We start from the raw sequence: 16290 nt of genomic DNA, 5'->3' as shown, positions 1-16290 counted from the left end.
CTTCTCCCGTCGGGCTTCGATTTCAGCGGCCTCCGCAGGTGGCAGTGATCGCTGGATCCGCTCGAACTACCGGTTCCGATCAGCGGTCGAAGGATTTTCGCAGCAGCCGGACCTGCGGCGCCGGTGCCGCCGCCGTAGCCTGACGAGCATCCCCGCCATGACGGCCATCACGACGGCGGTCCCGGCACCGATGATCCAGGGATTACCGAGGAGCCCACCGACGCCTGCGAGTGCTCCGCCCGCCGCGATGAACGGCAGGCCGCAGCAGAGCAGCGACGGAAGCGCGCAGCATGCCAGCAAGAGCAGCCCGGTCACTGCAGCGACGACGGGACCGGCGCGCCATTCGTCGCGGTCCTGATCGGCGCTCATCGTCTGCTTCAGGATGAGATCTCCCCGATTGCCTGCGTTGCCGTTCATGCGCAGCACGACAGCAGCGACGGGTCGGTGGTGAAGGCCTTCGCGGCGATCCGGATGCCCTCGGCCATGGTCAGGTAGGGGGCCCAGGCGTTGGCGACCTCGGCGACGGTCCTGCCGAGCACGTGGACGCCTGCGGCGGCGAGCTCCCCGGCGTCCTTGGCGACGGCGGTCAGGCCGAGGATCTCTTTCGTCTCGGCGTTCACGACGATCTTGATGAACCCGCGGGTGTCGCGGTTCACCAAGGCGCGGGGCACGTGGTGCAGGGGCAGGACGCGGCAGTCGCAGCGGATCCCCGCGGCGAGGACGTCCTTCTCGGTCATCCCGACCGCGCCGATCGCGGGCCCGGTGAACGTCACCCGCGGCAGGTGGGCGTAGTCGACGGACCGGTCGGCGTCGGCGAACGCGTTCTCGGCGACGAGGGTGCCGTGGTGGGCGGCGACGTAGACGAACTCGGGGTGCCCGGTCACGTCGCCCGCGGCCCAGACCCGCGGGTTCGAGGACTGCAGCCGGTCGGAGACGACCACCTCACCGGAGTCTCCGGTATTCACCCCGACCGCATCGAGGTTCAGGCCATCGGTGACGGGACGGCGTCCGAGGGCGACCAGGACCTGGTCGGCGCGTAACTCCTGCGAGCCGCCGGACAAGGCGGCGGTCACGACGGCCTCGCCTCCCGTGCCGCGGGAGACCCGGGTGGGCACTGCGCGGCTGACGACGCGGATGCCCTCGTCGGCGAACACCTCCTGGAGCGCCTTCGACACCTCCGGCTCCTCCTTCGACGCGAGCCGGGACCGCACGAGCAGCGTGACCTGCGAGCCGAGGCGGGCGAACAGCTGCGCCTGCTCCAGGGCGACGTAGCCGCCGCCGAGCACCAGCAGCGACTCGGGGACCTCCGTCAGCTCCATCGCCGTGGTCGAGGTCAGGTATCCGGTCTCCTCCAGGCCGTCGATCGGCGGTGCCCACGGGCGAGAACCAGTCGCGACCAGGTAGTGGTGGGCCTCGATGGTCTCGACGCTTCCGTCGGATCCGGCAACATCGAGAACCGGCGCATCAGGGGTGCCCACGAACGAGGCGTCGCCGCGGAGGACCTGCCAGCCGTAGGAGTCGGCGACGTCGGCGTACTTCTCGCCGCGCAGCGACTCCACCAACGCTTGCTTCCCAGCGATCAGCGCGGGCATGTCGACGGGATCCGCCGTCGTCGCGATCCCGGGGAACCGGGTTGCGGCGTCGACCGCGACGTGCCGCGCGCCGGCCGCGGCAATGAGCGCCTTCGACGGGACGCAGCCCGTGTTCACGCAGGTGCCGCCGAGCGTCCCGCGCTCGATCATCACCACCGACTTCCCGAGCGTGCTGGCGCGGATCGCAGCGGCGAACGCGCCGCCTCCCGATCCGATGATGGCGAGATCGTACTTCGTAGGCATCGCTACTCCTGTCAACTCTTGGCTTTCTGCTCTGTCTCAGCCATACTGGACCTTCCAGTGCAGGGGAAGGTCAAGCGCGGCCACGGAGGGAGACAGCAATGTGGATCGGAGAACTCGCCGAGAGGGCGGGCACTACCGCGAAGACCCTTCGCTTCTACGAGGAACAGGGCCTTCTACCCCCGACCGAGCGCACGCCGTCCGGATACCGCGACTACGCGCCCGAGACGGTCGCCCGGATCGACTTCATCCACCGCGGCCAGGCCGCGGGCCTCACCCTCGCCCAGATCCGCCAGATCCTCGACATCCGCGACGGCGGCCATGCGCCCTGCGGGCACGTGCGCGACCTGCTTGACGTGCGCCTCGCTGAGATCGAGCAGCAGATCGCGCAGCTCTCCGTGCTGCGCGACACTATCGCGGACCTTAGCCAGGACGCCGCGCACCCGGATCCTGAAACGTGCAGCACCGATCAAGTGTGTAGGTACTTGTAGACGGCGGGAGTCAATGACTCAAACGCTACAACCCCGATATGCGCTAGCGCATGTCGATGCCGCCGGTGCCCACCTCGATGATCTTGGTGGTGGCCGCGATAGCACACAGCAGCGGCATCGGGGCGGAGGCCTGCAGCGCGAAGTGGTGGACTCGGAAGGACGCGTTGTTCACGCCGATTTCGTCCGCAGCCTGGGTGATCTCCAGACGAGTCTTGGCGATCTTTTCCGCAGATGGCCCGCACTAGCTGCCGAAGGCGTAATGCCCGAAGCTTAAGAAGCCGATCGCTTTCATTGAATAACACTCCTTTTGATGGTGTTAACGAGAGGGGGTAACTTTGCAACGACATACCGTTGAATTTAAGTTCAATGTGCAGGTTAGCCGCATAAGAAGCTCTGGCAGATGGTGGGGTAACCCTGCTCTGACATCTGAATCTAGCTTTGATGCGCTGGGATTAAGACTGGTCACGTGTGAGAAGGTTTCGTGTACAACTAGGTACATGAACTTTTTATTGCTCGGTGGTACCGGTTTCCTTGGAGGACACATTGCGTTTGCAGCAGTCGAGCGAGGACATCAAGTTACTTGCCTTGCACGGGGTAACGGGAAGGTTCCCAACGGAGCTGAGTTTGTGAGTTCAGACCGTGACCGTGACGGTGCGTACGATGAGGTTGCGGGGAAAACTTGGGACACCATTGTGGATCTGACGAGTCAGCCGAAGCATGCGCGGGATGCGGCGGCGAAACTCCAGGCCAAGCATCGTATATTCGTGTCTTCGAGCAGCGTATATGAGGACCAGGGAAGTATTTCTTCCGAGTCTGATTCCGTAGTCGCACCGCTTGAAAATGACTACATGGAGAACATGGGGCAGTACCCAGCCGCAAAGTCTGCTTGCGAAACGATTTATCGCAGCACAAATCGGTCGGTAATGGTAGTTCGACCCGGTCTGATTGCCGGCTACGGCGACGAAACAGGGCGCAGTGGTTACTATCCGTGGCGTGTCGCGCATCCCACGGGTGAGAACGTGATCGTCCCAGACCCGGCGTTTCCCGTCGCTATGATTGATGTGAAAGACCTTGCAGGCTGGATAGTTGAGTCTGCAGAAGTTGGGACTTTCGGAACCTTTAACGCTACGGGGTTTGCTACTTCCTTGTCTGATGTGTTCAAGATTTCGCGTGAGTTAACCGCATCGGAGGCTACTGAGCGACCTTGCTCTGATGAACTGCTTCTCGCTAATGATGTAACCCCGTGGATGGGTCCAAAATCGTTGCCGTTGTGGGTACCAGGTGAACAGTTTCGCAACATCGCGCTACTCGATTGCGCCGCAGCCTACGAAGCTGGCCTGCGGATTCGCCCGTTGAAAGAAACATTGGCGGATGCGCTGCGATTCGAAGAAGAACGGCAGGGTGAAAGACTCGCTGGACTCAGCGATGAAGAGGAAGTCGTGCTTCGCCAGCGGTTAGAAGATGGTATTTAGCTTCGGAGGAACAGTTTTAGTTGCAGTCGGGACCGTGCTGAGTTGTTCTTGTTCCGCGACTGACTGTGAGGTTTCTTCAGGAACGTCCATTACACGCGAGTCTCAAATGGGGCCCACGAGCTGGCAGTCACGGGTAGAGCTTGAAGACCGTTTACGCTCCTGCCCCCGCAGCTGCCGGGCGACTGCGGCGGAAGCGCCACCTATCGATTCAGCGGTTACCCTGTACTGAAACGTGGTGGAGTTCAAATCTAACGTGTAGCGTTATTGACGCTTCGCGTTATGGGGGATAGGGTGAAGCACGATTCAGTCGTTCGGGAATCGACAAACAGAACTGGTGTTTCTGCGTGAGCCGGTTCCGAAATTGGATCCTCGGATCCACAAGTCGGCGAACAAGAAACTCCACCAGCTTGATGCGGCAGTCTCTCTTGACTCCCTCGGTGTGCCGCCTGGGAACCGTCTAGAGGCGCTCAAGGGCGACAGGAAAGGGACTTTCAGCATCCGGGTCAATGACCAGTGGAGAATCACTTTTCGCTGGACGAGCGCGGGGCCCGAGCAAGTGATCATCGAGGACTACCACTAAGGAACGCCATGTCGGAGAAGCTTTACCCACCGATTCATCCTGGAGAGATTCTTCTCGAGGATTTCATTGAGGGATTTGAAATCACTCAGCACAAGCTTGCCGTATCGATCGGGGTGCCCCCTCGTCGAATCAACGAGATCGTGCACGGGAAACGCGGAATTACAGCTGACACCGCGCTCAGGCTCGGAAAATACTTTGGCGTCGAGCCGATCTTCTGGATGAATCTGCAGAACCAGTATGAGATTGAGGTGGCGGAGGATAAGGCCCTCGCTGAGATCGAGCGGATTCAGCCGATCCAAGCTGCCTCGGCATAGGCCCGAATTAGGGAATCTGGGGCCGTCGCCTCGTCGACTTCAGCTCCGAGCGCCGTTTCTTCGCTTCGAGACGGCGCCGTACCGAGCCCCTCGTCGGCTTCGTTTTGCGCCGCGGGGGAGGGGGCGGAGCTAGGGCCTCGCGCAACAGGGCGGCCATGCGTTCGCGTGCCTCAGCTCGGTTGCGCACCTGCGACCGCTGGGTCGACGCAGACACGGTGAGGACGGAGCCGTCCAAGCGGTGCTCGAGGTTGCGCAAGATGCGGCGGCGTTGGGCGTCGGTAAGCGATGCGCTTTCAGTGATATCGATGGAAAGCTGGACCTTGCTGTCGGTCGTGTTGACGCCCTGGCCGCCCGGACCCGACGACTTCGCGAACCGCTCCGTTAGGTCGGCAGCGGCGATGACTGCACCGTCGGGGATCCCCGGGCCGGGCGCGATGGTCAGGTCGTTCATACAGCCCAGTCTAGGTGTCCTACGAGTCGTTCTTGTCTCGGCGGAAGCGGAGACCGCGTCGCGACGGACGGGGTTCAGCCTCAGAATTATTCTCGTCGTCGGTTGAGTCGAGTGCTTTTCGCTCTTCCTTCTCCCGTCGGGCTTCGATTTCAGCGGCCTTCGCAAGTAGCCGGTCGTCGTTCATGTCGCGAATTTTCTCGGTGGCTTTCTGCGCCTGATCCACCGCAGCCTGACGGGCGCAGTTCGCGACATTGACTGTGTCTCCCGCTAGCGACATCACAGATTGACGCCAGCCTTGGACCTAGAGACGCTCCGCGTAGTGTAGCTAGTCCCCGGGGTTACCCACGCAGAACTCGTTGCCTTCCGGGTCCTGCATGACAGTCCACACCAATCCCGGCGCCTCGTGGGTGGTGAGTTCGGTAGCGCCTAGGTCTTTGAGGCGTTCTATTAAAGTTTCGCGCTCCGCCCCGCCAACGTCGATGTGCATGCGGTTTTTCCCAGGTGTCGGATCCTTGACGCGCTGAAATCCCAGCGCCGGGGTGGAATCAACCATCACAAAATCGCCGTAATCCGCGGCGATTTCGCAACCGGTTGCGGCGGACCAAAACTTGGCGAGCTTTGAGGGATCGTGGCAGTCGAAGGTGATCTGCCCGATCGTGAGATTGGCATCATTCATGGTCTCTATTATGAGGATGGGATCTGACGCTTGCTACGTGCATTTCTAAATAGCATTCTTTAGCGCTTCGCGGATTGCCTGGGACCGTGACCATCCGTGGGCGGCTGCGTATTTGTCGAGGTCCAAGATTTCGCGAGGAGAGAGCCGAATGGAGATAACCTTCGCAGTATCTTCGTTGCGAGGTTTCCTTCCTCGTCGACGAAGTATTTCTACGTCGTAGCCTTTCTCGGCTTCGGTTACCCACGCATCGATTTGCTCTTCGCTGACTGGCTTTCCGTTGATAGTTTTCATGAACATAATCGTAATACGGAAAAGGGCTTGGCGGCTCGGGGGAGGTTATAGTCTTTCGACAATCCGTGGAGTTCAAGTTCAACGTTTAACGCGGGCAGCCACCGCCGGATTCTCGGTGGCGATTCCGGCCCGAACCTCGGGGACATTGTCGCGCTTCCTCATTTACGTGAGCTCCGCGACTCCGGCCAGCTCACCGCTACCCCCATCTTCGATAGCTTGAGCGAGCTCGACCACGACCATCTGATCTGGTGCACTGGTTTCCGTCCGGCCCTCAGTCCATTCCGCCACCTCATGCGTGGCCGCGAAACCGCAGTGAAGAATCTGCATCTAGTCGGTTATGGCAACTGGACAGGCGACGGATCGGCAACCCTGATGGATGTGGGGCTCTTTGCCAAACACACTGCCCAGGTAGTCGCGGACCGTGTCGATGAAGCTCGGCAGCAAAAGTTTTGAGGCGACGCTTGGTCCCTAAGCAGCTCGATCCTTCCAAGATCCGCGCTGGAGAGCCAGCGCGCTGGGCGAAAGTGTGTCTCAGCGCTTCGCTCGTGCAGCCCGCAGTCCGTTCAAGATCACGATGACTTCGGCGACTTCGTGTACCAACACGACGGCGGCCAGGCCCAGCACACCACTGATCGCCAGTGGCATCAACACGATGATGATGGCCAGAGACAGCACGATGTTTTGGTTGATGATCCTGCTGCCTCGGCGAGCGTGCTGCAGCGCCTGCGGGATCAGTCGGAGGTCGTGGCCGGTGAAGGCTACGTCAGCGGACTCGATTGCGGCGTCAGAGCCGGTCGCTCCCATCGCTATGCCCACCGTCGCGCCCGCCAGCGCAGGAGCGTCGTTGATGCCGTCGCCAATCATCGCCGTCGGCGTCTTGGAGGAGAGTTCGGCGACGATGCTTGCCTTGTCCTCCGGGCGAAGCTCGGCGCGCACGTCGTCGATTCCGGCGATTTCAGCCAGCGCCCGGGCGGTACGAGTGTTGTCGCCGGTGAGCATGCTCACTTCCACGTCGTTGGCGTGCAGGGTCTGCACGGCTTCGGGCACCTCGGGCCGCAGCTCGTCGCGGACCCCGATCGCCCCAGAGAGGGCGTCATCGACGGTGACAAGGACGCAGGTCTGGCCCTCGGACTCCATGCGCTCAACGTCTGCCTTTAGTGGCCCGGCGTCGATCCACCGGGGGCTGCCCACCAGCACCCGTCGACCTTCGATAGTGCCGCCGATGCCATGTCCGGCTTCCTCGCTGATGTCCTGGGCGGCGGGCGCTTCGGGCACCGCTGCCGCGATCGCCGCAGCGAGGGGGTGCGTCGATTGCTGCTCAACTGCCGCCGCGAAGGCAAGCACCTGCGCCGGATCGAATCCGTCTGCCGGGACCACGTCGGTAACCTCGGGCTGGTTGCGGGTAAGGGTTCCGGTCTTGTCCACCGCCAGGTGACGGATGCCACCGAGTCGCTCGAACGCCGCGCCGGACTTGATGACCACGCCGAACTGGCTGGCCGCGCCGATGGCGGCCACGACCGTCAGCGGCACGGAGATTGCCAGCGCACACGGGGATGCTGCGACCAGGACCACCAACGCGCGGGTGATCCACGTCTCGGGGTCGCCCAGCAGCGAGCCGATCACGCCGACCAGCACCGCCAGGATCATCACCCCGGGCACTAGGGGTTGGGCAATTCGGTCGGCGATCCGGGCGCGGTCGCCCTTTTCCGCCTGCGCCTGCTCGACCAGGTCCACGAGTGTGGTCAGCGAGTTGTCCGTTCCAGCTGCGGTCGTCTCGACCTCCAGCACGCCGGCGGAGTTGATTGCTCCCGCGGGCACCTCGTCGCCGGGCGCAACCTCCTCCGGAATGGATTCTCCGGTGATCGCTGAGGTGTCAAGGCTGGAGCGCCCAGACCGAATGATGCCATCCGTGGCGATCCGCTCTCCGGGGCGCACGAGCATCAGCTCGCCAGCCACGAGGTCCTTCGCGGCGACCTCGACCGCCGTGCCGTCGCGCAGCACCGTCGCGGTTTGCGGTACCAGCTTCAAGAGTGCCCGCAGTCCGCCCTGGGCCCGGTCCATCGCCTTGTTTTCCAGTGCCTCGGCGATCGAGTACAGGAACGCTAACGCCGCGGCCTCCCCGACGTAACCGAGGATCACCGCGCCGACCGCGCTGATCGTCATCAGCAAACCAATGCCGAGCTTGCGCTTCGTGGCAAGGTTCCGGATAGCGCCGGGCGCGAACGTATACGCCCCTAGCAGCAGGCCGACCCAGAACAGTACTGTCGCGGGTGTCTCTAGCCCGGACCAGCCCAGTGCCAATCCTATGCAGAGGGCTACGCCGGAGAAGATCGGCAGTAGCAACTCGGGGTCCTTCCACCATGGCCGATCGAGATCTTCGATCTCCGTGGCTGGTTCGTGTTCGCATCCACATGCTGAACTCATGCGTCCGCTCCTTTTCCGTCGCAGCCGGGCACCGAGCACTCAGGGTCGATGCACGGGGCGTTTTCGTCGACAGCCAACGTCGCGTTCACTAGCGCGTTGAGCGCTGTCGCGAGGTGCGGATCGGCGATTTCGTAGCGTGTCTTGCGGCCCTCCGGCTCGGCGACGACGATGCCGCAGTCACGCAAGCAGGTCAGGTGGTTCGAGACGTTCGAGCGGGTCAGGTCCAGGTCGCGCGAAAGCACGGCCGGGTAGCTCGGGCCGTCGAGTAGGGTGATTAGGATTCTGGAGCGCGTCGGATCCGCCATGGCCCGGCCGAGCCGGTTCATGACGTCGAGGCGTGAAGCAATGGTCAGCATGTGCTGAATAATACATCGTGTGCTGAACTATTCAAAATGCGCTGAACTGACAGTTACGCAAAGGTCCTGCGACCTGCAAGAATTAGTCGATGGGATAGCAGATGACTGATCCTTTGTGGTTCGGCTGCCACCCAACGCGGGAGCGACGTGGGCGGCGAGGTTCTCGAGAAAGTAACTTTGCGACTACATACCGTGGAGTTCAAGTTCAACGTAACCTAAGGCGCGCTAGTGTTAGTCGTATAACAACACGTGCTGCCATTTACCTTCGCATCTCGCTCGATACCCTGCTGTGGGGGTTACTCGTAGCGAAGCGAGCTGAGCATCCCGGTTGCCATGTGATAGGCGTTATGGCAGTGAAATGCCCACTCACCGGGGTTGTCAGCGATCAGGTCGGCGATCATGGTTTCACCGTGGCGGAGAAGGACGGTGTCCTTGCGTAGTCCGCCGCTGCCGGGCAGCGCCCACGTGTGGCCGTGGATGTGCATGGGGTGGGGCATCATGGTCCTGTTGCGCATGACCATCCGCAGGCGCTGGCCCTCCTGCACGGTCGCGGAGGAGGATTGGCCGTCGGTGAGAATGCTCCATTCATACGGCATCATCTGCCCGCCCAGGTCGATGCTGACTTCTCGGTCTGGTGTGTCCTCGGGTAGGAGTGCACGGTCTGCTGGCTTCAGGGAGGACAGAAGCAGTCCGGTGGACGACAACTCGGGGAAGTCGACATCGGGGTGGGGGGCCTGGCCGCCGGCGGTGCGGATGACAGCGAAGGCGCGGTCGTCCTTACCCACTGCCAAAGCCGTGAGCGGGAAGATGCCGTCGCCGAGGATGACCTCGACGTCGACACGCTCGCCCATCGACAGGTAGATCGATTCGGTCTCCCGGGGCTGGACGGGGAAGCCGTCGGTGTGGGTGACGGTCATGCGGTGACCACCGAGGGCCACCTTGAAGATGGTGTCACCGCCGGAGTTGATAAACCGCAGGCGGGCCTTGTCGCCCGGGCGAGCCTCGAAGGTCCGGTGAGCACGGGGGATACGTCCGTTGATGAGGTAGTGCGGATACATCACATCGCCGGCGTCCCCGCCCAGTACCCGGTCCGGGGTGCCGTGCATCATATGGCCGTGACCTCCCATCCCGTTCTTCCCGTTATGGTCGCCCGAACCCATTTTGGTGAGCTTGTCGAGCTCATCGTCGGGAGTGCCCTGAATGCCGTCGACCCAGTCGTCGAGCACGATGGTCCACTCGACGTCCTGGTCCTCAGCGTCTTGCGGGTCACGGATGATCAGTGGGGCGTGGAGGCCGCGATCAAGCTGCAGGCCGGAGTGGGAATGGTAGAAGTAGGTGCCACCGTGGGGGACTTCAAAAACATAGGAGAAAGACTCGCCAGGTTCAATGGGGTCCTGGGTCATGCCGGGCACACCGTCGGCTGCGTTGTGGAGTGCGATGCCATGCCAGTGGATGGAGGTGCTCTCAGGCAGTTCATTGATGATATCGACCTGGAGGACGTCGCCGGCGGTGGCCTCAATGGCCGCATCCCCGGTGTCAGAGACGTATCCCCACGTCTTGGCTTCGATACCGCCGATATCCAGAGAGAGAGGGGCCGGGCGGTCAGTGTCCTGCGCACCGTCGGCTCACCGAGCGCAGTGGGGGTGGGGCGAAGGGAGGGACCTGGTGCCGAGGCAGCGGGTCCAGGGGCGCTGGTGCAGGCGGCCACGGCCCCGGTGCCGGCGAGGACGAGCCCGCCGAGCAGAAACTGTCGTCGGGAAAACGCGTTCGTCATGATTTAACCTTTCTTGGTGCAAGATTTCAGTGACACGGGAGACAGGCGCAGGTGAGGATCCTGCTGAGCCATCACGTCAGGCGCAGGTCTGTGACACAGGTGGCACCGTCGTCGGTGGTGGAAAACTCCGTGGTGCCGGTACGCCCCTGGTAGCTGACCTCAATCAGGCCGGTGACATCATCGGGAAGCCAGAAGCCGACAAACCCGTTGTCGAAGGTGGTTGTCGCCTCGTCCACCAGCACCTCACCGGTCGCCTCATCGGTGATCGTGACCTGGATATCCTCATTGTCGAGTTCCCCCTGGCAGGTCGTGAGGCTGTGGTAGAAGCAGTCGTGGGTGGAGGTGAGATAGGGTGCGATCGAGACATACGTCTGATTGTCGGGAAGATCAACCACGACTTCCTGGTCATCGCTCGAGAGCAGCAGTTCATCGTTACGCACTGAGGCGATCAGATCCGTGGGACGCTCAGTGACCTTCTGCCGGTCGAGGTGATCAATAATCTCCACCGCGTCCATGCCGGCCAGGCCATGGGTAGTCAGGAATGTGCCCTGGGACACCGTCCCATCGGCGGTGGGTTCCGGGTCGGCGGCCGAACACCCCGTGAGGGCGAGGGCAAGGGCGGCGGCTGCGATCGCTGCTCGTTTCACGTCAATCTCCTTGGATCGTGGCTGGGCCATGAGAAGACACCGCCTCAAGGTCGATGCCATACCTTTATCTAGCACGGGTGCCTGACGGACTAGAATTCAAAAACCCTGCTCACAGTCTTATAACAGGGCGAAAAGGGGGGTGAATTCGGTGGGCTGGGTCACCACCGGAACACCACCCCACAGCTGTGGGCTATGGCCTTCTACCCGCCCCGGGTATGCGGTGCAGACAGTGAAATCCCTGGTGGCGCCTGCTGAACCGACCAGGGGAGGCGATGCCGCCGGCCCGGGGCGGGGCACAGGGGTGACGGCGGTCGAAGGGTGATGTTTGAAGATTTGATGAAGATTCCCCGCCGGGCACTGAGCGAGGATGGTATTCCCCCTTGGCCGGAGCGATACTGGGGTCTATGGCTGACCACACACCGACCACCGCCACGCCCCCGGGGCGGGTGCTGGTCGTCGATGATGAACAACCCCTGGCTCAGATGGTGGCCTCCTACCTCATCCGGGCCGGCTTCGATACCCGCCAGGCGCACACCGGCACCCAGGCCGTGGACGAGTCCCGTCGCTTTTCCCCCGATGTCGTGGTGCTGGATCTGGGGCTGCCCCAACTCGACGGCCTGGAGGTGTGCCGACGCATCCGCACCTTCTCGGACTGCTACATCCTCATGCTCACCGCGCGTGGCAGCGAGGACGACAAGATCAGCGGTTTGACCCTGGGGGCGGATGACTACATCACCAAACCTTTTAGCATCCGGGAACTGGTGACCCGGGTGCATGCGGTGCTGCGCCGTCCACGCACCAGCACCACCCCACCGCAGGTGACCACCCCCTTGATCGTTGGTGACCTCATCCTTGACCCCGTCGCCCATCAGGTGCGGGTGGGGGAGACGACCGTGGAGCTCACCGGCACGGAGTTCGAGCTGCTGGTTGCCCTGGCCCTGCGCCCCGGCCAGGTGCTGACCCGCCACGACCTGGTCACCGAGGTCTGGGACACCACCTGGGTCGGTGATGAACGCATCGTCGATGTCCACATCGGCAACTTGCGTCGCAAGCTCGGCACCGACACCCGGGGCCGGGGGTTTATCGACACCGTGCGTGGCGTGGGCTACCGGGTGGGGCAGCCATGAATCACGGACCCGGCCTGACCTTCCGCTTCCTGGCCGCCCAGGTGTTGGTCGTGGTGATTAGCCTGCTGGTGGCCGCGGCCGTGGCCACGATGGTGGGCCCGACCCTGTTCCACGATCATATGTTGATGACCGGCCGGGAGGACCCTTCGCTGGAGCTGTTCCATGCCGAGCAGGCCTACCGGGGCGCCAACCTGATCACCCTGGCCGTCGCCCTACCCACCGCCTTGATCAGTGCCCTGCTGGCCAGCCTGTGGTTATCGCGTCGTCTGCGCCCCCCCCTGCAGGATCTCACCCGCGCCGCTACCAGCCTAACGGCCGGCAACTCCCGTATCCGCGTGCCCGCCGGAAAAGCAGGCCCCGAGGTCACCACCCTGGCGCATGCCTTCAACACCATGGCCGACCGGCTGGAACACACCGAACAGGTCCGCCGCCAGATGCTCTCTGATCTGGCCCACGAAATGGGCACCCCCTTATCGGTGCTCACGGTCTACCTCGATGGTCTCCAGGACGGGGTCGTGGACTGGAATAATGCCACCCACACGATCATGGCTGACCAACTCACCCGCCTGACCCGGTTGATGGAAGACATCGACGATGTCTCCCGGGCCCAGGAACACCGGATCGATTTGGACCTGGCGGAGGAAGGGCTCGGGGATCTGCTCCATACCGCCGCTGCTGCCGCGGGGGAAGCTTATGCTGACAAAGGCGTCGATTTACAGGTCGAGACCATTACAGAAACCGCCCGGGTGCTCGTGGACCGGCAACGCTTCGGCCAGGTGATGAGCAATCTCCTGTCGAACGCGCTACGGCACACCCCGGCCGGCGGGCAGGTCCGGATTAGCGTCCACCGACAGGGGGCGTCCACCGCGCTCATCCACGTCGCCGATGACGGCGAGGGCATCCTACCTGACCAGCTCGGACACATCTTCGAACGCTTCTACCGGGGAGATGCCGCCCGCAGCCGGGACGCCGCCGGGGCCGGTATCGGTCTGACCATCTCCAAGGCATTGATCGAGGCCCACGGCGGCACTCTCACAGCCACCTCCCCCGGACCCGGTCGCGGAGCGGTGTTTGCCCTCCGCCTTCCGCTGTCCCCTCCCGACAGTGAGGAGGCTGCCCGGTGATCACACCCTGCCCCGCGCGAGGGCCGCGCCCTCCACCCCTTGAAGATATACCCCAGATAGCATCGCCGAATCCCACCGACCCGTAGGAGCTTTCTCATGATCACCTCCCCGCCCCGCCTCTTGCCGATGGCCTCCCACGGCTGCAGCTGTTGCGGACCTGCCTCACGTGCCGACACCGCCTCCATCCCTGCCGCCAGCGACTCGTCAGCAGGAGGATCCTCCCCTAGCTACCAGGTCACCGGCCTGACCTGCGGCCACTGCGCGAAAAGCGTGACCCAGGCCCTTCAGGCCCTCCCCCAGGTCGACGACGTCCAGGTTGATCTCGCTGCTGGTGGTGTTTCCACCGTCACGGTCACCGGTGTCGTACCTCCGGAGATGGTTCGCCGGGCCATCGAGGAGGCCGGCTACACCGTCTTATCCTGATCAGTTTTACCCATCATCTCGACCCCGACCGGGTTGAGTGGAAAGGAACGTCATGAGCACTCCCCACCATTCGGGTGATCACCCCGCTCCGGAAACAGACCACACCTATCACCCGGATCATGCCGGCCACGAACAGCACGCGGATGCCGACACCCACGGCCAGGCGATGCCCCACGATCACCCGCATTCCGCCCTGGACGACGACCACCACGTTCATGGTCACGGCGAACACGCCGGACACAGCACCGCAATGTTTCGGGACCGCTTCTGGTGGTCGCTGGTTTTGTCCATTCCCGTCGTTATTTTCAGCCCCATGGTCGCCCACCTGCTCGGCTACCACCTCCCGGCATTCCCCGGATCCACCTGGATCCCCCCGGTGCTGGGCACGATCATCTTCGTCTACGGCGGAACGCCTTTCCTCAAGGGCGGATGGAAAGAACTGAAATCCCGCCAACCCGGGATGATGCTCCTGATCGCCATGGCCATCACCGTGGCGTTTGTCGCCTCCTGGGTCACCACTCTGGGGCTGGGCGGTTTTGACCTGGACTTCTGGTGGGAGCTGGCTCTGCTGGTGACCATCATGCTGCTGGGCCATTGGCTGGAGATGCGCGCTCTCGGGGCCGCGTCCTCCGCGCTTGACGCGCTGGCTGCCCTGCTGCCGGATGAGGCCGAGAAAGTCATCGACGGGACCACCCGCACCGTGGCCATCTCCGAGCTGGCCGTCGACGACGTCGTGCTGGTGAGGGCCGGTGCCCGGGTGCCGGCCGACGGAACCATCCTCGACGGAGCCGCCGAATTCGATGAGGCGATGATCACCGGCGAATCCCGTCCCGTCTTCCGCGACACCGGTGACAAGGTGGTCGCCGGTACTGTGGCCACCGACAACACCGTCCGCATCCGGGTGGAGGCTACCGGCGGGGACACCGCCCTGGCCGGGATCCAACGCTTGGTTGCCGACGCCCAGGAGTCCTCCTCCCGGGCCCAGGCCCTGGCGGATCGGGCGGCGGCGTTATTGTTCTGGTTCGCGCTGATCTCCGCTCTGATCACCGCGGTGGTGTGGACCATCATCGGCAGCCCGGACGATGCCGTGGCGCGCACGGTCACGGTACTGGTCATCGCCTGCCCGCACGCCCTGGGCCTGGCGATTCCGCTGGTTATTGCGATCTCCACCGAGCGGGCCGCGAAATCCGGAGTGCTCATCAAGGACCGGATGGCGCTCGAGCGGATGCGCACCATCGACGTGATGCTCTTCGACAAAACCGGCACCTTGACCGAGGGAGCGCACGCGGTCACCGGTGTCGCGGCAGCTGGCGGCGTCACCGAGGGCGAGCTGCTGGCCCTGGCCGCCGCCGCGGAGGCCGACAGCGAGCACCCCGTGGCCCGCGCCATCGTGGCGGCCGCGGCCGCCCATCCCGAGGCCTCCCGTCGGCAAATCCGTGCAACTGGTTTCAGCGCCGCTTCCGGCCGGGGGGTCCGGGCCACTGTCGATGGCGCTGAGATCCTCGTGGGCGGGCCGAACATGCTGCGCGAGTTCAACCTCACCACCCCGGCCGAGCTCACCGACACCACCAGCGCCTGGACCGGGCGTGGGGCCGGTGTGCTCCATATTGTCCGCGACGGTCAGATCATCGGTGCGGTGGCCGTCGAGGACAAGATCCGCCCCGAATCCCACGCCGCCGTGAAAGCCCTGCAGGACCGCGGGGTGAAAGTCGCGATGATCACCGGTGACGCGCAGCAGGTGGCCCAGGCGGTTGGCCAGGACCTGGGGATCGATGAGGTCTTCGCCGAGGTCCTGCCCCAGGACAAGGACACCAAGGTCACCCAGTTACAGGAGCGTGGCCTGAGCGTGGCCATGGTCGGCGACGGTGTCAACGACGCCCCCGCTCTGACCCGCGCGGAGGTCGGTATCGCCATCGGTGCCGGCACGGATGTGGCCATGGAATCTGCCGGGGTGGTCCTAGCCAGTGATGACCCGCGGGCAGTGCTGTCGATGATTGAGCTGTCCCAGGCCAGCTACCGCAAGATGATCCAGAACCTGGTCTGGTCCTCTGGCTACAACATCCTTGCCGTGCCGCTGGCCGCCGGAGTGCTCGCCTCGATCGGGTTCGTGCTGTCCCCGGCCGTGGGCGCGATCTTGATGTCTGCCTCGACCATCGTGGTGGCCCTGAACGCCCAGCTGTTGCGCCGGATTGATCTGGACCCGGCCCACCTGGCTCCCACCAGTCCGAAGGAGTAACACACCACGCCTATTCCGAAATCCACCGCCGTCCACTGATCCATCACTTCTCTCCACTGACCCCATATGACC

At 63.5% G+C, this 16290-nt stretch carries 18 protein-coding genes and 2 pseudogenes; 9 read left to right on the top strand and 11 right to left on the bottom strand.

Annotated elements, in window-relative coordinates; all coding sequences use genetic code 11:
* Nucleotides 1-66: 66 nt before the first annotated feature.
* Together HMPREF2678_RS08345 and merA are read right to left on the bottom strand one after the other, a co-directional pair.
* On the bottom strand, nucleotides 67-417 hold the full coding sequence (locus tag HMPREF2678_RS08345) for a hypothetical protein (RefSeq protein WP_005293255.1): 351 nt from the start codon (nucleotides 415-417) through the stop codon (nucleotides 67-69).
* Complete coding sequence (gene merA, locus HMPREF2678_RS08340) at nucleotides 414-1835, bottom strand: mercury(II) reductase (protein WP_070551962.1); 1422 nt, start codon at nucleotides 1833-1835, stop codon at nucleotides 414-416. The genes HMPREF2678_RS08345 and merA overlap by 4 nt, the downstream gene beginning before the upstream one ends.
* 98 nt (nucleotides 1836-1933) lie before the next feature.
* On the opposite strand from merA, the gene HMPREF2678_RS08335 reads away from it, so the two are divergent.
* On the top strand, nucleotides 1934-2323 hold the full coding sequence (locus HMPREF2678_RS08335) for a heavy metal-responsive transcriptional regulator (RefSeq protein WP_005293249.1): 390 nt from the start codon (nucleotides 1934-1936) through the stop codon (nucleotides 2321-2323).
* Between the two features lie 46 nt (nucleotides 2324-2369).
* Here the strand turns inward: HMPREF2678_RS08335 and HMPREF2678_RS10650 are convergent.
* Nucleotides 2370-2615, bottom strand: a pseudogene (locus HMPREF2678_RS10650) (alkane 1-monooxygenase); the annotation flags it as partial.
* 205 nt (nucleotides 2616-2820) lie between these two features.
* On the opposite strand from HMPREF2678_RS10650, the gene HMPREF2678_RS08325 reads away from it, so the two are divergent.
* The 3 genes from HMPREF2678_RS08325 to HMPREF2678_RS08315 all read left to right on the top strand — a co-directional run bounded on the left by HMPREF2678_RS08325 (nucleotide 2821) and on the right by HMPREF2678_RS08315 (nucleotide 4689).
* Entirely contained in the window at nucleotides 2821-3795 is a 975-nt protein-coding gene (locus HMPREF2678_RS08325) for an NAD-dependent epimerase/dehydratase family protein (RefSeq protein ID WP_070551960.1), read from the top strand.
* A gap of 301 nt (nucleotides 3796-4096) precedes the next feature.
* Nucleotides 4097-4375: a type II toxin-antitoxin system RelE/ParE family toxin gene (locus HMPREF2678_RS08320; RefSeq protein WP_035012352.1), complete on the top strand. Its 279-nt coding sequence runs from the start codon at nucleotides 4097-4099 to the stop codon at nucleotides 4373-4375.
* Nucleotides 4376-4383: 8 nt separating this feature from the next.
* On the top strand, nucleotides 4384-4689 hold the full coding sequence (locus HMPREF2678_RS08315) for a HigA family addiction module antitoxin (RefSeq protein WP_035012354.1): 306 nt from the start codon (nucleotides 4384-4386) through the stop codon (nucleotides 4687-4689).
* A 7-nt stretch (nucleotides 4690-4696) separates the two neighbouring features.
* On the opposite strand, the gene arfB is transcribed toward HMPREF2678_RS08315, so the two are convergent.
* The 4 genes from arfB to HMPREF2678_RS10095 are packed head-to-tail and all read right to left on the bottom strand — an operon-like array spanning nucleotide 4697 to nucleotide 6107.
* On the bottom strand, nucleotides 4697-5140 hold the full coding sequence (gene arfB, locus HMPREF2678_RS08310) for an alternative ribosome rescue aminoacyl-tRNA hydrolase ArfB (protein ID WP_035012355.1): 444 nt from the start codon (nucleotides 5138-5140) through the stop codon (nucleotides 4697-4699).
* A 19-nt stretch (nucleotides 5141-5159) separates the two neighbouring features.
* A complete protein-coding gene (locus HMPREF2678_RS08305) occupies nucleotides 5160-5420 on the bottom strand; it encodes a hypothetical protein (RefSeq protein ID WP_237745411.1) in 261 nt (86 codons plus the stop codon).
* Nucleotides 5421-5465: 45 nt separating this feature from the next.
* On the bottom strand, nucleotides 5466-5816 hold the full coding sequence (locus tag HMPREF2678_RS08300) for a VOC family protein (RefSeq protein ID WP_035012356.1): 351 nt from the start codon (nucleotides 5814-5816) through the stop codon (nucleotides 5466-5468).
* A 45-nt stretch (nucleotides 5817-5861) separates the two neighbouring features.
* Nucleotides 5862-6107 carry a CopG family ribbon-helix-helix protein gene (locus HMPREF2678_RS10095; protein ID WP_080716819.1) on the bottom strand — a complete coding sequence of 82 codons (246 nt, stop codon included), beginning with the start codon at nucleotides 6105-6107 and terminating at the stop codon, nucleotides 5862-5864.
* A 216-nt stretch (nucleotides 6108-6323) separates the two neighbouring features.
* On the opposite strand from HMPREF2678_RS10095, the gene HMPREF2678_RS10090 reads away from it, so the two are divergent.
* On the top strand, nucleotides 6324-6560 hold the full coding sequence (locus tag HMPREF2678_RS10090; RefSeq protein WP_246817921.1) for an oxidoreductase: 237 nt from the start codon (nucleotides 6324-6326) through the stop codon (nucleotides 6558-6560).
* 78 nt (nucleotides 6561-6638) lie between these two features.
* Here the strand turns inward: HMPREF2678_RS10090 and HMPREF2678_RS08295 are convergent, their stop codons facing one another.
* The 4 genes and pseudogenes from HMPREF2678_RS08295 to HMPREF2678_RS08280 form a co-directional block, all read right to left on the bottom strand.
* Nucleotides 6639-8531 (bottom strand): heavy metal translocating P-type ATPase, encoded by a 1893-nt coding sequence (locus tag HMPREF2678_RS08295; RefSeq protein ID WP_070551958.1) that lies wholly within the window; start codon nucleotides 8529-8531, stop codon nucleotides 6639-6641.
* Nucleotides 8528-8887, bottom strand: a complete 360-nt coding sequence (locus tag HMPREF2678_RS08290; protein WP_012359887.1) for a Cd(II)/Pb(II)-sensing metalloregulatory transcriptional regulator CmtR — start codon at nucleotides 8885-8887, stop codon at nucleotides 8528-8530. Before HMPREF2678_RS08290 ends, HMPREF2678_RS08295 begins: the two co-directional genes overlap by 4 nt.
* 296 nt (nucleotides 8888-9183) lie before the next feature.
* Nucleotides 9184-10661, bottom strand: a pseudogene (locus HMPREF2678_RS08285) (multicopper oxidase domain-containing protein).
* Nucleotides 10662-10732: 71 nt separating this feature from the next.
* Nucleotides 10733-11308 carry a CueP family metal-binding protein gene (locus tag HMPREF2678_RS08280; protein WP_070552202.1) on the bottom strand — a complete coding sequence of 192 codons (576 nt, stop codon included), beginning with the start codon at nucleotides 11306-11308 and terminating at the stop codon, nucleotides 10733-10735.
* Nucleotides 11309-11712: 404 nt separating this feature from the next.
* Between HMPREF2678_RS08280 and HMPREF2678_RS08275 the strand changes: the two genes are divergently transcribed.
* The 4 genes from HMPREF2678_RS08275 to HMPREF2678_RS08260 all read left to right on the top strand — a co-directional run bounded on the left by HMPREF2678_RS08275 (nucleotide 11713) and on the right by HMPREF2678_RS08260 (nucleotide 16218).
* Nucleotides 11713-12435, top strand: coding sequence for a response regulator transcription factor (locus tag HMPREF2678_RS08275; protein ID WP_141747080.1), 723 nt, complete (start codon nucleotides 11713-11715; stop codon nucleotides 12433-12435).
* Complete coding sequence (locus HMPREF2678_RS08270; protein ID WP_070551954.1) at nucleotides 12432-13559, top strand: sensor histidine kinase; 1128 nt, start codon at nucleotides 12432-12434, stop codon at nucleotides 13557-13559. The genes HMPREF2678_RS08275 and HMPREF2678_RS08270 overlap by 4 nt, the downstream gene beginning before the upstream one ends.
* A 96-nt stretch (nucleotides 13560-13655) precedes the next feature.
* Nucleotides 13656-13982: a heavy-metal-associated domain-containing protein gene (locus tag HMPREF2678_RS08265; RefSeq protein WP_070551952.1), complete on the top strand. Its 327-nt coding sequence runs from the start codon at nucleotides 13656-13658 to the stop codon at nucleotides 13980-13982.
* Between the two features lie 52 nt (nucleotides 13983-14034).
* Nucleotides 14035-16218, top strand: a complete 2184-nt coding sequence (locus HMPREF2678_RS08260; RefSeq protein ID WP_070551950.1) for a copper-translocating P-type ATPase — start codon at nucleotides 14035-14037, stop codon at nucleotides 16216-16218.
* The last annotated feature ends 72 nt before the right edge of the window (nucleotides 16219-16290 follow it).

The organism is Corynebacterium sp. HMSC058E07 (assembly GCF_001809885.1).
Lineage (GTDB): Bacteria > Actinomycetota > Actinomycetes > Mycobacteriales > Mycobacteriaceae > Corynebacterium > Corynebacterium macclintockiae.
The sequence above is the reverse complement of the archived record's forward strand: the minus strand, read 5'-3'. Positions and strand labels throughout refer to the sequence as shown.

Coding starts and splice junctions, on each gene's coding strand:
- HMPREF2678_RS08345 (WP_005293255.1), bottom strand. CDS start 417: ATGAACGGCAACGCAGGCAATCGGGGAGATCTCATCCTGAAGCAGACG.
- merA (WP_070551962.1), bottom strand. CDS start 1,835: ATGCCTACGAAGTACGATCTCGCCATCATCGGATCGGGAGGCGGCGCG.
- HMPREF2678_RS08335 (WP_005293249.1), top strand. CDS start 1,934: ATGTGGATCGGAGAACTCGCCGAGAGGGCGGGCACTACCGCGAAGACC.
- HMPREF2678_RS08325 (WP_070551960.1), top strand. CDS start 2,821: ATGAACTTTTTATTGCTCGGTGGTACCGGTTTCCTTGGAGGACACATT.
- HMPREF2678_RS08315 (WP_035012354.1), top strand. CDS start 4,384: ATGTCGGAGAAGCTTTACCCACCGATTCATCCTGGAGAGATTCTTCTC.
- arfB (WP_035012355.1), bottom strand. CDS start 5,140: ATGAACGACCTGACCATCGCGCCCGGCCCGGGGATCCCCGACGGTGCA.
- HMPREF2678_RS08300 (WP_035012356.1), bottom strand. CDS start 5,816: ATGAATGATGCCAATCTCACGATCGGGCAGATCACCTTCGACTGCCAC.
- HMPREF2678_RS10095 (WP_080716819.1), bottom strand. CDS start 6,107: ATGAAAACTATCAACGGAAAGCCAGTCAGCGAAGAGCAAATCGATGCG.
- HMPREF2678_RS08295 (WP_070551958.1), bottom strand. CDS start 8,531: ATGAGTTCAGCATGTGGATGCGAACACGAACCAGCCACGGAGATCGAA.
- HMPREF2678_RS08290 (WP_012359887.1), bottom strand. CDS start 8,887: ATGCTGACCATTGCTTCACGCCTCGACGTCATGAACCGGCTCGGCCGG.
- HMPREF2678_RS08275 (WP_141747080.1), top strand. CDS start 11,713: ATGGCTGACCACACACCGACCACCGCCACGCCCCCGGGGCGGGTGCTG.
- HMPREF2678_RS08270 (WP_070551954.1), top strand. CDS start 12,432: ATGAATCACGGACCCGGCCTGACCTTCCGCTTCCTGGCCGCCCAGGTG.
- HMPREF2678_RS08265 (WP_070551952.1), top strand. CDS start 13,656: ATGATCACCTCCCCGCCCCGCCTCTTGCCGATGGCCTCCCACGGCTGC.
- HMPREF2678_RS08260 (WP_070551950.1), top strand. CDS start 14,035: ATGAGCACTCCCCACCATTCGGGTGATCACCCCGCTCCGGAAACAGAC.